Raw genomic sequence first — 14741 nt, 5'->3', positions numbered from 1 at the left:
CATGGAGTATGGGGCATGGAAAAAGCTACCAATGCCCTATGTCCCAAATAGGCGGGCGTTAAAGTCAATTTTTTAATGAACTGCTAAGACGTATGAGACGCGCAGCCACTTTCCGAACGGGTAGAACGTAGAGAGAAGAAGAAATAGAAACAATCAATGCTTAACTGAACTTTATTGGACTAAAACCAAAATATTTAAACGCGAGATTTTTGCAATTTTTGATGATTACCTAACTTAGATATCCCACCAAAAATGATTAGCCAAACGACAACTACAACCCAGTGAATACAAACTATAACCCATAAAGATCCTGTGAGCATATAGGCAAGATTACAGATAATTCCTAACAAGGAAGCTAAAGTCAAAAAATCACGTTTAAAAAAGGTGGGATATCCAGCTTTAAAAAAAGTTTTAGCATTGAATGGATGGTAAACAATAAATAATAATAAACTTACCATTGCCCACAAATTCCATCCAAACCAATTGGTATGTTCACTAGGATGGGGAATCAATAAAACACGAAAAATGAGTTCTTCTACTAGCGCGGGTGCAAATAAACAACGCAATATTAATAAGATTTTATTAATCCAGCTTGCCGACCAAATTTCTATATTTAAAAACTTAGATTTCCAGCCGTAAGGTATGGCAATAATACTATAAATTAGTAACATTAAAACAATGACTAACCAATCTTGATGTGTAGGAATTGTTAATGAGGCTAAAAAGCGATTTAACAGAATTGACAGTGGTGCGATATCGGAAAAGGGAATCAGAATTTTTCCTAAAAATATTGTCGGTGCAATAGGTGTAATATCAGCTTGCCAACCACCCACTTGATTGGTTCGCAATACTTGCATTATCGCCCCATGTTTTAAAAATATTGTGGCCAAGTCTTCATGTGCTTGTCTGGGCATAATTGTTCGCCATGTTGTTAAACCAGCCCAAACACTATTATCTTGAAATACTTTCCTTGTCTTGTCTCTTTCTGTAGCCGCTAGTATACCAGCTTGATTTTGCCAATCAGCACGAACTATCCCCAAAGGTGCTAATTGTCTATCTAGAGATTCGCCTAATTTAATTAGTTGTTGAAAGCGTAATGCTTGGGGGTGGTTGGAGTTTGCTTTTAACCAAGTTTGAATTTGATTATTTGTCGCTACTTGGTTTTTAATTGCGAGGATAGCAGCAAAAAGTGCTTGGCTGGAGTCTTGAATACATGAAGTAGCAGGTGATACCACTGCCCCACCAGTACCATCGCCAACTCGATAACGCGCCATTGTGACTTGTAATTGTTGCTGGAATTCTTTTAAAGGGGAAATTTGAATGCCATCAAAATTGTAATCTTGGGTTACAGGTGGGAATTTGATGAGAATATCTGATACTGGACGAGTTGCTAACCAGCCACGATATAAATTACCCATATAATCGGCCCATGTATGCTTGGCGGCAATAATGCCATCGGGATTATGGGTATAAATTTGAAAATATTTAGTCTCGAAGCGTAATTCTTGAGTAAATTCGTCGCGAATCACTTCTGTGATGCCAAAAGCAAAATGTCCAGTGACAGTATAAGGTATTCCCAAAGATTCAGCTTTACGTCCGCCAATTCCCCCGAACAAATGGAGTGCGATCGCGCGATCGCCTGCTTGCCATTGTAATATGGATTGATTGGGCTTATTGGTTGAATCTAACAATACAGTATGAAATTGACCTTTATTTTCTTCAGTATTGCGCCAATTTATAGCTTTAATATAATTGATTGCTAATTGCTTGCTATTAATGATTTGACGGGGTTGAATTTGCAACAAAGAACGAGGTGCAAGTGCGCCTACTGTAAATATACCCTTAGCATCTTGAGCACCATAAATATACCACCCATCTTTACCCGCAGGTGAATTTTCAATTTGTTGCACGCTGGAAGGAGCAAAATTTCTTTGATCGATTGTTTGTTGAGGAATACGAATAGTTTCTTGTAGACCATCAAATTTATTTGAACTAGGGTTATAGTGTTGGACTAAAAAATAATCATTTGCCTGCTTGTTTGGGGAAGCTAAAATATTGATATCAATATCAATATTTTTCGCAGGATTAAGTATTTTGACTAAGCCATAAAATCTCCCAGTTACTAAAATAGGTTCATGCTCAATTTGCAAAATATTTGTTTTATCGTTTATCGCGATATTGGTAGTAGAATCTAAAGCAACAATTGCCTCATCATCAGGATTAGCACCAGCGAGAGAACGTAAAACGCCTACCTGACCTACTCCATTCAACCTGGAAGGATGGATGTTTCCTTTTTGTTGACTTTGAATTACTTCAGGAGTGAAATTTATCTCTTGCGTGACAGCTTGAACATAATTCAGAACATCTGGATTATTCTTCCACTGTAAACGCACAATTTTACCTAGCAAATTTTTGGCGTTAGGTGGTGCATATTGCACTTCCATCCATACCCAATCCTGGCCATCTTGTAATTCTTTTTTGGTTGGTAAAATTAATCTGCCTACCCAATCTGCTATGGGTTTATAAACTTGTGCTGAGGGAATTTGGGTTAGAGGATAAAAAGCAGATTGATTAAAATTTTGGCGAATATGTATTGCGTAATTACTTTGTTTTTCGGCGGCTTGAGTTAATCTTGGGGAGAGTTGCCACACAGCAATTAAAGCGATGAATGCTAGCAATAAAAATTTGATAAATCCGAGCCTGGTTTTGCGATTTAATCCACGCCGATTCATATACACACAAAAAGTTGCATTTCTCGATAATCTTACTCTAAATCGCGCATTTATAGTTGCGTCTTATTCTTCTGTAACACTGAGCAAATCACTGAAACTCTAACGCTATATTTATGTTGAATTTTGAATAATTCCACAAGGTCAGTACAAGTTTTGCATTCTGTAAAGAGCTTACCATCAGGGCAGCCTCCGCTAATAGAAATGAGCGATCGCTTTTTCTATCGTTTCCCCAGAATACTCAATTACTTCATGATCTAGTCAACAGTCAACAGTCAACAGTCAACAGTCAACAGTCAACAGTCAACCGTCAACCGTCAACCATCCCCATCATTTTCATAGGACTCTGAATCCGGTTAGCTTGTGCCAAGATTGGAATCAGATATTATCGCACTCAACTAGGCAAACCAGATGCTGGGAAACACACTTGTTGGCAGATACCAAATTATTAGCCATTTGGGAGGAGGTGGATTTGGTGAAACTTTTGTGGCTTGTGACACTCAATTACCAGGTTCGCCTCAATGTGTTGTGAAAAAACTCAAGCCGCAAGCCAATGACCCAGTAACTTTAGAGACTGCGAGACGTTTATTTGATACAGAGGCACAAGTTCTGTATAAATTAGGTACTCATGATTCTATTCCCCAACTTTTAGCCTATTTTGAGGAGAAAGCCGAATTTTATCTAGTACAAGAATTTATTGAAGGACATGACCTGAGTCAAGAATTAATCTCAGGCAAAACTTTGAGTCAAGATGAGGTCATTTCTTTAATCACAGAAATCTTACAAATTTTAGAGTTTGTGCATCAACAAAAGGTAATTCACCGCGATGTCAATCCCCGTAATTTACTCAGACGTAAGTCCAATAATCAGTTAGTTTTAATTGATTTTGGTGCAGTTAAACAAATTACCACCCAAGTCATTACTCCCCAAGGTCACACTAAAGCTACTGTGGCTATAGGTACTCCTGGATATCTTCCGGGGGAACAAGCGCAAGGAAATCCTAAATTTAGCAGTGATATTTATGCAGTGGGGATAATTGCTATTCAAGCTTTGACCGGATTACCACCAGAACAATTAGAAAAAGATGCTGATACTAATGAAATTATCTGGCAGAATCAGACAAAAGTTTCGCCAGAGTTCGCCCAAATTATTAACAAAATGGTATGTTATGATTTCCGTCAACGCTACAATTCGGCAACAGATACATTACAGGCTATAAAAGAGTTAATACAGCCAAATCCTAAAACAATAGCGTTGGTTCCCGCATTGCCATTTAAAAACTTAAATAAATTGCCATATAAAAAAGATATAATTCCCAAAATTTTAGGAGGTATATTTATTCTCGCTCTTACTAGTACCGCAGGTCTATTTATTATAGATGGGGTGCAGACTAAGAACGCTACAGAATTATATAAACAAGGCAATACTTTATTTGAATTGCAACGCTATCAAGATGCACTAAATATTTACGATCGAGCAGTTAATATCCGCCCAGATTATGCTGAAGGTTGGTATGGTCGGGGTAATACTCTCTCTGCTTTAAAACAATACCAAGAAGCGCTAATAGCATATGATAAAGCAATTCAAATTGAGCCTGATTACTTGGAAGCTTGGAGTAGCCGCGGCTTTATTTTAGGAAAATTACAGCGCCACCAAGAAGCGATCGCTTCTTTTGATAAAGCTCTACAATTAGAAAATAACTCTCCTGAAATCTGGAATGCTAAAGGCGAGGCTTTGAGTAATTTAAAACAATATGAAAATTCAATTCAAGCTTATGACCAAGCTCTGGAATTCAAAAAAGATAATTATGTTTCATGGTATAATAAGGGGTTAGCACTACATAATTTGAAACGTTATGAAGAAGCAATTACAGCTTACGATCGAGCTATAGAATTAAAACCAAGTAATGAAATATTTTGGTATAATCGCGGCAATTCTCTAGTAAATATCAACCGCTACGAGGATGCATTTAGAGATTATGATAAAGCTGTACAATATAAACCAGATTTTTATCAGGCTTGGTTATCTAAGGGTAATGTATTGATGACATTACGGCGTTATCCTGAAGCAATTGAAGCTTTTAATCAAGTAATTAAATATAATCCCAATAACTACCAAGCTTGGTATAGCCGAGGTTGGGGTCTACATCAAAGTCAACGCTATCCAGAAGCAGTTGAATCTTATAATAAAGCCATAGCCTTGAGGCCAAAAGACTATCAAGCTTGGTATAACTTAGGAAATTCTCAATATAATTTACAGAAATACCAAGACGCGATCGCATCTTATAATCGCGCAGTTCGTTACAAGCCAGGACACTATGAAAGTTGGTATAGTAGGGGCAATGCGCTAGTAAATTTAAACCGCTATCAAGAAGCGATCGCATCTTATACCCAAGCCATCAAATACAAGCCAGACTATCAACAAGCCATCACCGCCAAACAGCAAGCCCAGAATCAACTCCAAACAGAAAAACCACAGCCTGTAGTTGTACCAGTCATTCCTATTCCTAATTCCTTGTTTCCCAATCAAACACCGCGTTAGTCCCTAAATAAACACGTAGGGTGGGTACTGTGCGCCAAAACTAGCAAATGGCGCACAGTAACCACCCTACGGTGAGCTGATATCTCATCTTGGATTAAAAGTAACGGCTATCTGAGTGAGATTTTTTGGACGCAGAATTGATTTTTGATATAGCTACTTTATTAGATTGCGATCGCAGACGTTGCTTTTGAGTATACTCATTTAATTTGAGTTGTGCTTGTGCATATACAGGCGTATTTTTGGGAACCTTTTGCAGAAATTTTACCGCATCATCAAATTCGCCAGTAGACGCTTTATTATAGGCTTTTTGTAAAAAATAAGTAGCGCGAATTTTCTGCTTTTGATCGTACTCAGCCAATTTCTGTTGCACAATAGCACCAGCGGAACTGTTAATAGGAATTTGGCGCAAATACTCAATAGCCACAGAAAACTCTTTTTTGTTAGCACTTGCGTAAGCTTTTGCTAATAATTCTTGTGTTTGTGCTTCCACATAAGTGCGAGCCTGGGCAACTAGTTTATCAATTTTCGATTGCCAATATAAAATATCTGGTACATTCGCAGCAATCCGCAGTACGTCTGACCATCTACCCGCAACAGCAGCAGCTTCAACTAATTGATATTGTTCAGCAGCAACTTGCCATTGCTCTTCCCATTCTTCTGCTGTGGATTGGGCTTCTGGATAAATTTTACTATCTGAGGGAATGGATTTAACCAGAGCGATCGCTTGTTTTAAATCTCCTGCTTGATATTCTTCTGTCGCTTTATATAAAGTTTCTTTTTCTGAATAAGCTGGAGAATTAGTAAATACAGAATACATCCCCAATCCTAGCAAAACCGAATTAGTCGCTATCCCTACTTTCATTCCTGTTAATAGAGGAGCTGATTTTGGCGATGTATAGTTTTCTGGTAATTGACTAACTTTGGCTGGTTTCTCTAGAGGTAAGTTATTCTCTGCTTCTATGGGTGGTAAATGAGTTTCCCATAGCATTTCCTGGAGTATATGCAAAACCTCCGTCGCCGATTGGAAGCGGTCTTGGTAATCGTAGCGGATCATTTGGCTGAGAATAGCCGCTAAATAATCATTAACTGCTATGTGTGGAGAATGCCAAATAATCTCATTGGTATAGGGATCTAATTTAAATTGTAGTGGTGATAAACCTGTTAAAGCTTGAATAGCAATTATACCCAAGGAATAAATATCGCTATTGGGTTGTGTTTGACCAATAAATTGCTCTGGCGGAATGTATCCCAATGAAGTAACAGGAACCGAATGGATAGGTAATTCCGTCTCATCACCAAAATCAACTGGCTGGATTGAGCCAAAGTCTATCAGCACTAATTTGTCATCAAAAGCCCGTCTAATCAAATTTTCTGGTTTGATGTCGCAATGGATCACCCCTTGAGAGTGAACAAATTCAAGAATTCCCAAAGCATCTTCCAAAAATTTGATAACTTCGCTCTCACTCCAAATTTCCCCACACTGTTTATGAATAGGTAATTCTTCTGTCAGTGCGTGTCCTTCAATAAACTCTTGCACTAAGTAGAATCGCTCATTTTCTTCAAAACAGGCGATCAGTTGCGGAATTTGCTCGTGTCGTCCCAGGCGCTTAAGAGTTTCCGTTTCCGTGAGAAAACGCAGTCTTAAGTCGTCTAGATAACTGGGGTGCAAATTGTTAACCTTGAGTTGTTTGACAACACATTTGGGATTTTCTGGGTATTCTATGTCTACAGCAATGTATGTCTGTCCAAATACCCCTGCACCTAGGCTTTGGACAATTTGGTAACGCGCTTGTAGTACTTTACCGATCATGGGGTGGGTCATGAGCTGGTTACTGAGTAAGTCCTGATATAGGTTTTCTCAGTTTTTACCTCTGTTTCCGGAATGCCTGATAATTAATTCTACGGAGGGATGCCTCCCGGAATCGCAAACTTAGGTGTTTAAGTAATTTTTACTAAAAAAATTAATATATTAAGGTTTTTATACAAAATTATAGTATTGACGCGCTTTGTATTAAATAGTGCCAATTTCTTGCGTAGAGGGAGAGTGAGAGACGCGGAGATATTTTTGCATAAATTTTTCAAATTTAGAGTTTATTTCCGTATTACCTTTTACGGTTCATAGTTAACAATCAACACTTCCCTGCGGGACGCTTATGCGTAGCTTTGTTCTTTGCAGGAGTAAGATTGAGCTTCAGTCCGGCGCAGTCAACAGTCAACGATCTGAAGCGAAATAATTTCTTTTTTGGAGTTTCTGTATAAATTAAGAAGTACGAAAAAACCATAGTATGTAACAAAAATTAAATATAGCCAATTGATACTAATTTTTTTCGTACCAGCTTTATATACAGAACCAGTAGCAATATTTATCAGTGTCTTACGACAGGCGATCGCTTGACAAAATATACTTTTATTTCTCAGTAACTACCCTGAATTAATTATAAATGTATCAAAGTTTATTTTGGTAAATAAATGCTGAGTTCTATCTAGCTCAAGACAATACCCATGATTTGCTGGCTTAAATTTAGTGAAGTTATTTAATAAAATTCATGGGTGTAATTACCAGCAATAAGCCGAATAAATTTTCTGGCTTATCAGAATTTATTGGTGTTTAATATATTTTTAAGTTAAAAATACTAGATTTTACGCAATTGGTAAGCAATATAAAATTAAGGGTTATTTCTCAGGTTTTTGTCTAAAAATGGCGATTATATTCAAAAAATAAATAACCCGAAACGTTAAATGTTGCTTCGATTACTCTTAATAAGTTTAACTTGTGTAGCCACTGCAAGTTGCAGCGCTAATGCTGAAATTAAAGTACCAGAAACTTCAAATAAAGGACAAGCCACCGAGAAATTAATCTCAGCTAATACAGATAAACTAAGCAGCACTAATACTGTTAAAACTCCCCAGCCCAGTGAAATAGATAATTTTGCTGCACCTGTAGGCAATTTAACAAATATATCTGCTCATCCTGATGAACAGAGCTTGAGTAAGGGTAATCTCAAACCCAATCAATACTCATCTGCTACAGGGGGTACTTACATGCAGTTAGTTCGGACTAACGATGTCAATCAGATGGGAAACCCTATATATGCGCTGATTCTTTATGTTAACGGGCAACAAATCGATTCATTTATGACTGTCTCTGGACGGGCGCATACCCAAAATAGAGACCGCCATCGCTCTGGAACAGAAGCACCGCTACCAGATGGAAGATATCAAGTGGCAAAAAGAGTAGTTCGCGGCACCATTGCTGAAGCTGGCGATAGATTTTTGGCCATACAACCACAATTCCGCACAGGTCGTACTGCTTTAGGCATTCATTACGATCCATCCTATGAAAAAAATAACGGTGAAGATGGCACATCGGGATGTATCGCCTTAACTAATCGAGATGATTTGAGCAAGGTTTTGGAATACGTCCGTAATTACAATTTTCAGTTCCTAGATGTCGTCATTCGGTAAATTTTTCTCGTAAAACTGTTAATTCAAAAAGGAGTTTCCAATCATGTTTAAAGTCTTAATGGCCAGTGCATTAATCTTTGCAGCAGCACTACCTGTAGGCGCACAAGAAGTCCGTTCTGGATCTGTTCGTATATCTCAAAATTATGTTGCTTATGTATGTACTAACGATGTTGGTGGTACTTTAACGTTGCGTACTGGCCCTGGTACAAACTATAAAAAGATTCGCCAAATTCCCGCAGGAAACAAGATTACAGTCATCGGATATACCACAGGTAGTGATGGTTTTGAGTGGTTTAGAGTTAACTTTAGAAAGAAAGAGGGATGGGTTCGTTCTGACTACGTTTGTAATTACTAAGCTGCTGATTATTTAAGCACTTAACTAGATTTTGCAATTTCAGAATAGTTAATTCAAAAATTCCCAAAGGAGTTCCAAATCATGTTTAAATTATTCATGGCGAGTGCATTAATCTTTGCAGCAGCATTACCCGTAGGCGCACAAGAAGTAGGCCCTGGAGTTGGTCGTACAACTCGTTCGACAGGTTATTTGGCTTATGTATGTACTAATGATGTTGGTGGTACTCTAACTTTGCGCACTGGCCCTGGTAAAAACTATAGACAGATGAGACAAATTCGCGCCGGCAACAATATTAGAGTTATGGACTCTACCAGAAGTAGTGATGGTTTTGAGTGGTTTAAAGTTGTTCATAACAATAAACAAGGATGGGTTCGTTCTGATTACGTTTGCACTCATGATGGTGAGTAATTAAGTAATGGAATTGGGCGAAATATTGGTGACTAAGTTAATAATTATAATTAGCAAATTGGTTTAATTATTAACTTAGTTACTGCTCAGTTCCAGCTAATTTTTAGTTTCTCAAATATTCACATGGGAGATAACCCAAACAGCATAAATACATTTATCCATTTCAAAATAGCTAATTAAAGCTGGAGTTTCAAACGATGTCTAAATTGCTCATAGCGAGTGGATTAATCTTAGCAGCAGCATTACCTGTAACCGCAGGAGAAGTAGTCCCCGGAGTCGGTCAGATATCTCGTTCAGAAGGTTATTCTGCCTCTGTATGTACTAACGATCCTAGTGGTAAATTGGCTTTACGTAATGGCCCAGGACAACATCATGACGAGATTCAACAAATTCCTTCAGGAAGAAGTATCAGGGTATTAAATACTAGAAGAAGTCAAGATGGTTTTGATTGGTTTAAAATTTCCTACAAACATAGTCGTGGATGGGTACGCTCTGACTACGTTTGTAATTCTCTGTACAATGAATAAATGAGCTTTCTCATTTGTCATTGATGATATTTATAATTTTATTTACTTTAGTAAAACTGTTTGGAGAAATCACAGATTTACTTACTTTTAAGTAAAAACTAAATAAATATTGAAGAGACGTTATTTTATGATGTAACGTCTCTTTAATTATGATAATTGCATCATTTTTAAAAAAATATCCTAACTATTCGCTTCAGTATCTTCTTTAACTACCTCAATATTGGCTTGCAAAGGCTTGACTACTCGTGCGATCGCTTCTTGGACAAAAGCCTTGATAAACTCATCCCGGCGATTCATTTGAAACTGTCGTTGGACAACTTCTGTCATTCCCCCATCACCCCAATCTTGATCGTGACGGAAATATTCAATAAAACTTTTCCCCGCAATTCGGGTTAAATAAGCGGCTGTTACACCTTGAACTGCTCGCCCGACAATAAAAGTAGCTGGATTAGTTTGTAAAGCTGTTGATAATAATTGAATCGCACCTTTAACAATTCCCAAACTGGCGATGGTTTTAGCTAAGGATAAAGCTAACTCCCGCCCGCGTTCCATGTTTAATTCGCAACCATAAATTCTGCCAATTTCTACGACCATTTGGGCATTTACCGCCGCAGTTGCTAGTAAATCTACTACGGGTAAAGGTGTAACTGATACTACTCCCGCACCAATCCACTGAAACCTTTCGACAATTTTATCGGCTTGGCGGCGACGTTGGGCGTCGATGAGTTTGCGGGCTTCTTCTCCTAAGCGCAGAGATTGCAAGAGAATATTATCTGCCACTAAATCTTCACCTTCAGCGCGTAAAATAGCCGCCATCCGCCGCAATAAGGGGACAATATCTGCTTCTGGTTGGTAAATTTCGCCGGTTTCTAGTTGGGCGCTTTGGGGATTAGCAGCGATCGCGACGACATCGTTAGTCGCAATAAATCCTCGCACTCGTTGACGCAATCTAGCCAAAATAGATTCTTTATCTTCGTCGGTGTATAAATCAGTTTTGTTGAGAATTAACAGCGATCGCTTCCCAATTTCTGCTAAACCCCGTAATGGTTCATATTCGGAACGGCGTAAATCATTATCCACCACAAATAACAGTAAATCGGCTTCCGTTGCCAATGCCCTGGCGAGTTGTTCCCGTTCCGTTCCCGCTACCCCTGCTTCTAAAATCCCTGGTGTATCGGTAATTAAAATTTTCCGTTCTAATCCCTTCAACCGCAGACAATAAGTTTCGCCTACCTGGGTTGTACCCATCGGTGCATTTACCTCGCCTACCATGCGCCCCATAATGGCATTTACCAGAGAAGTTTTACCAGCACTTCCTGTACCAAATATCACAACTTGAATTTCTCCCCTAGCTAAATTGACTTCAATTTCCCGCGAGCGGCTGAGTAAAGCTTGCTTTGCCACTTCATCTTGAATTTGTGCTACTTGTTGGCGTACAGCTTTTAAAGTTGTTGAAGCTGCATCAGATTTAGCGGCGGGAATTTGCGCAGGTGTGACGCGGGGACGTTGACGACGCGATCGCGTTTCACCTGCTTGCAACACCATGACATAGTAAACAAAAGCTGCAACTAAACCAGCAATCAGCACAATTAACAGCAGCAACAGCAAATTGCCCAGCAGTGGCGAATAGGATAACTGCCAGTAAAGACGGGAAAGGGAATCAATCAGCCACAGGCTTAGCCCCAAAATAACTATCAAACCAACAATCAGCGTGACTATCCGTGACAGAGGCATAACGGGTATTCAGTAGGCGGATGCTTTTAATCTTAATAGGTTGATGGGGTATTGGGCATTGGGCATGGGTATTGGGCATTGGGCATTGGAAACAATTTTAGATTTTAGATTTTGGATTTTAGATTGAATTCCAATCCAAAAGACGCTCGCGAACTCGCTAACGTAAATCCAAAATCCAAAATTTCTTGTCCCCCTACCCCCTGCTACCATTTGAATAGTCCTTGCTGGTGTATCTTTTTTAGGCGTCTTCGATGACTTCCGATTTTGTCAATTCTGTAATTCCTCAGACTGCCCTATCTGTCGCTGGATTAACTGACTATATCCGCTTGCTATTGGAACAGGATGAACACCTGCGTCAAGTTTGGGTGGTGGGAGAGGTTTCTAGCGCTAATCACCATCGCAGTGGTTTATTTTTCACGTTGCAAGATCCTGATGGTACGGCGGGAATTAAGTGTGTAGCCTGGAATGGGCAATTGGCAAAATTGGCGCAAATACCAGTTCCGGGGGAGCAAATCATTATTTTAGGTAGTCTGAGGGTTTATCCGCAAAGGGGAGAATATCAGCTATCTGTTTGGCAAGCTTTTCCGGCTGGTGCGGGTTTACAAGCGTTACGCTATCAACAGTTAAAAAATCGCCTGCTGGCTGAAGGATTGTTCGATCCCGAAAGAAAGCGATCGCTTCCTTTACATCCCCAAACTATCGCTGTCATCACTTCACCAACGGCTGCGGCTTGGGGTGATATCCAAAAAACTCTCAAACATAGGTATCCAGGTTTACATATATTATTTTCACCCGCAACAGTACAAGGTGAGCAAGCGCCAGAATCTATAGTTAAAGCCATTGAACGGGTAGAAAAAGATGGTCGTGCCCAGGTAATAATTTTAGCTAGGGGCGGTGGTGCGGTGGAAGAATTAGCTTGCTTTAATGATGAACGAGTAGTGCGATCGCTTGCTAATTGTTCTATACCTGTAATTACGGGAATTGGTCATCAACGAGATGAATCTTTAGCCGATTTAGCAGCAGATGTCTGCGCCCACACCCCGACAGCCGCAGCCGAGATAGTTGTCCCCGCTCTAGGAGAATTGTATACTCAACATCGGCAGCGAGTGGCAGTGTTACAGGAGGTAATGCAATACTCTGTTGACACTGCACAAAATAAATTACAGGTGTTGCAAAATCGATTGCGGCATTTACGCTTAGATCGACAAGTAAAGCAAGAAGTAGAAAAGTTAGCTTGGAAACGTCAGCAATTAATTCAAGCGACAAAAAGGCGATCGCAGCAAGCCAGCCAACATTTGGAAATGTTGCGGCAAAAATTAGCTACACTTGACCCCAAAGCCGTATTACAGCGTGGTTACGCCGTAGTTAGACAAGAAAATGGCGCGATCGCCCGTTCCGTTGCTGAGTTAGCTGTTGGGGATGAATTATTGATTCAATTAGGTCAGGGCGAAGCTAAAGTTAAAGTTACGGAAGTACAAGAATGATTAAACGTGGTAAAGCTGAGAATTCTGAAGCAATGACTGCGGGGAATTATGAAGCGAAAGTGGCGGAAATTGAAACAATCATTACTCGCATTGAAACAGGCGATTTGGAATTAGAACAAGTATTTGCTCAATTTACAACTGCTGTAGAATATTTACGTCAATGCGAGACTTTTTTACAGCAGCGACAACAGCAGGTAGATTTGTTACTTGAAACCTTGAGCGATGATTGAAATGGTCAATCAATTTTGGATTTTGGATTTTGGATTTTAGAGAAAATCTAAAATTGTCTCGGTCAAACATCGCAATTTTTGAGCCAGCAATATAACTTTTTAACTGCGGAAAACACCAAAATGAGTGCGTAATTTACCGAAATGAGTAAGCGATATACCTTTTCACTTGCGGAAAACACCAAAATGAGTGCGTGATTTACCGAAATGAGTAAGCGTTAAGGCTTAATGAGTAGGTGAAATGGTATTTCACTTGCGGAAAACACAATAATGAGAAAGTGAAAAGGCTTAACGAGAAGGTGAAATGGCTTTTTGCTTACTAAAAACAGGAAAATGAGTACTTGATTTCGATAAATCAGAAAGCGATCGCCTTTTTTGTTTACTAAAAATATAAAAATGAGTACTTATTTATGTGTAAATGATAAAGCTGGCGCATTTTGCCCAATGCCCAATGCCCCATGCCCCATGCCCAACACCACAAAGTAAGCTAAAATTCAAGCATAGTAAGCATTCCCTGCCTAAGATGCCCCATGCTTGAGACTTTGCAAATCCAACTTTACAAACTCGAACAATTTGCCAACGCCCTTGTTGCTAACCAACTCGGACACCTCAGCTTGGTGAGTATTGGCATTATTTTTCTAGCTGGTTTACTTACCAGCCTCACGCCCTGTATGCTTTCTATGCTGCCGATTACTATTGGTTATATCGGCGGTTATGAAGCAAAAAGCCGTCTCCAAGCCGCAGCTCAATCTACTTGGTTTGCGCTGGGATTAGCAACCACACTCGCCGGATTGGGAATTATCGCCGCTTTTGTGGGCAAAGTTTACGGTCAAGTGGGAGTTGGCTTACCAATTATTGTGAGTATTATCGCCATTCTCATGGGGTTGAATTTATTAGAAGCTTTACCCCTACAATTTCCTTCTTTAGGCGAAACAAATTGGATTTCGACGGATTTACCGCCAGGAGTCCGTTCTTACGCTTTGGGTTTAACTTTTGGTTTAGTCGCCTCACCTTGTAGTACCCCAGTTTTAGCCAGTTTACTGGGTTGGGTGGCGAGTAGCCAAGACTTAATTTTAGGGGCTGTTTTACTCATTGCTTATACAGCAGGCTATGTTGCGCCCTTAATTTTGGCTGGTACTTTTACTGCTGCAATTAAAAAGCTGTTGGAATTGCGCCGCTGGTCTGGTTGGATTAATCCAGTTAGCGGTGTGCTATTGGTAGGATTTGGTGTATTTTCGTTAATTTCGCGGATTCCCTTGGGAAGTTTTTAA

At 39.5% G+C, this 14741-nt stretch carries 12 protein-coding genes; 8 read left to right on the top strand and 4 right to left on the bottom strand.

The window, feature by feature from the left end; all coding sequences use genetic code 11:
• Positions 1–194: 194 nt before the first annotated feature.
• The gene (locus H6G41_RS23175; RefSeq protein WP_190749026.1) at positions 195–2732 is read right to left on the bottom strand and encodes a type II CAAX prenyl endopeptidase Rce1 family protein; all 2538 of its coding nucleotides are present in this window, start codon (positions 2730–2732) and stop codon (positions 195–197) included.
• 408 nt (positions 2733–3140) lie between these two features.
• On the opposite strand from H6G41_RS23175, the gene H6G41_RS23170 reads away from it, so the two are divergent.
• Entirely contained in the window at positions 3141–5270 is a 2130-nt protein-coding gene (locus tag H6G41_RS23170; RefSeq protein WP_190749024.1) for a tetratricopeptide repeat protein, read from the top strand.
• A 94-nt stretch (positions 5271–5364) separates the two neighbouring features.
• Here the strand turns inward: H6G41_RS23170 and H6G41_RS23165 are convergent, their stop codons facing one another.
• A complete protein-coding gene (locus H6G41_RS23165) occupies positions 5365–7092 on the bottom strand; it encodes a serine/threonine-protein kinase (protein ID WP_190749022.1) in 1728 nt (575 codons plus the stop codon).
• A gap of 917 nt (positions 7093–8009) precedes the next feature.
• Between H6G41_RS23165 and H6G41_RS23160 the strand changes: the two genes are divergently transcribed.
• From H6G41_RS23160 to H6G41_RS23145, 4 genes are all read left to right on the top strand, one after another.
• Positions 8010–8735, top strand: a complete 726-nt coding sequence (locus H6G41_RS23160) for a L,D-transpeptidase (RefSeq protein ID WP_190749020.1) — start codon at positions 8010–8012, stop codon at positions 8733–8735.
• A 43-nt stretch (positions 8736–8778) separates the two neighbouring features.
• A complete protein-coding gene (locus H6G41_RS23155; protein WP_190749018.1) occupies positions 8779–9090 on the top strand; it encodes an SH3 domain-containing protein in 312 nt (103 codons plus the stop codon).
• A gap of 81 nt (positions 9091–9171) precedes the next feature.
• A complete protein-coding gene (locus tag H6G41_RS23150; protein WP_190749016.1) occupies positions 9172–9498 on the top strand; it encodes an SH3 domain-containing protein in 327 nt (108 codons plus the stop codon).
• Positions 9499–9695: 197 nt separating this feature from the next.
• Positions 9696–10025: an SH3 domain-containing protein gene (locus tag H6G41_RS23145; RefSeq protein WP_190749014.1), complete on the top strand. Its 330-nt coding sequence runs from the start codon at positions 9696–9698 to the stop codon at positions 10023–10025.
• 180 nt (positions 10026–10205) lie between these two features.
• On the opposite strand, the gene H6G41_RS23140 is transcribed toward H6G41_RS23145, so the two are convergent.
• Both H6G41_RS23140 and H6G41_RS23135 read right to left on the bottom strand, forming a co-directional pair.
• The gene (locus H6G41_RS23140; protein ID WP_190749012.1) at positions 10206–11759 is read right to left on the bottom strand and encodes a YcjF family protein; all 1554 of its coding nucleotides are present in this window, start codon (positions 11757–11759) and stop codon (positions 10206–10208) included.
• Positions 11686–11838 (bottom strand): hypothetical protein, encoded by a 153-nt coding sequence (locus tag H6G41_RS23135; protein ID WP_190749010.1) that lies wholly within the window; start codon positions 11836–11838, stop codon positions 11686–11688. Before H6G41_RS23135 ends, H6G41_RS23140 begins: the two co-directional genes overlap by 74 nt.
• 172 nt (positions 11839–12010) lie before the next feature.
• Here H6G41_RS23135 and xseA point away from each other — a divergent pair, with 172 nt between their 5' ends.
• The 3 genes from xseA (at position 12011) to H6G41_RS23120 (ending at position 14741) form a co-directional block, all read left to right on the top strand.
• On the top strand, positions 12011–13243 hold the full coding sequence (xseA, locus tag H6G41_RS23130; protein WP_190749008.1) for an exodeoxyribonuclease VII large subunit: 1233 nt from the start codon (positions 12011–12013) through the stop codon (positions 13241–13243).
• A complete protein-coding gene (xseB, locus tag H6G41_RS23125) occupies positions 13240–13473 on the top strand; it encodes an exodeoxyribonuclease VII small subunit (protein WP_190749006.1) in 234 nt (77 codons plus the stop codon). The genes xseA and xseB overlap by 4 nt, the downstream gene beginning before the upstream one ends.
• A 527-nt stretch (positions 13474–14000) precedes the next feature.
• A complete protein-coding gene (locus tag H6G41_RS23120) occupies positions 14001–14741 on the top strand; it encodes a cytochrome c biogenesis protein CcdA (protein WP_190749004.1) in 741 nt (246 codons plus the stop codon).

The sequence above is a fragment of the Tolypothrix sp. FACHB-123 genome (assembly GCF_014697075.1).
Taxonomy (GTDB): Bacteria; Cyanobacteriota; Cyanobacteriia; order Cyanobacteriales; family Nostocaceae; genus Aulosira.
The sequence above is the reverse complement of the archived record's forward strand: the minus strand, read 5'-3'. Positions and strand labels throughout refer to the sequence as shown.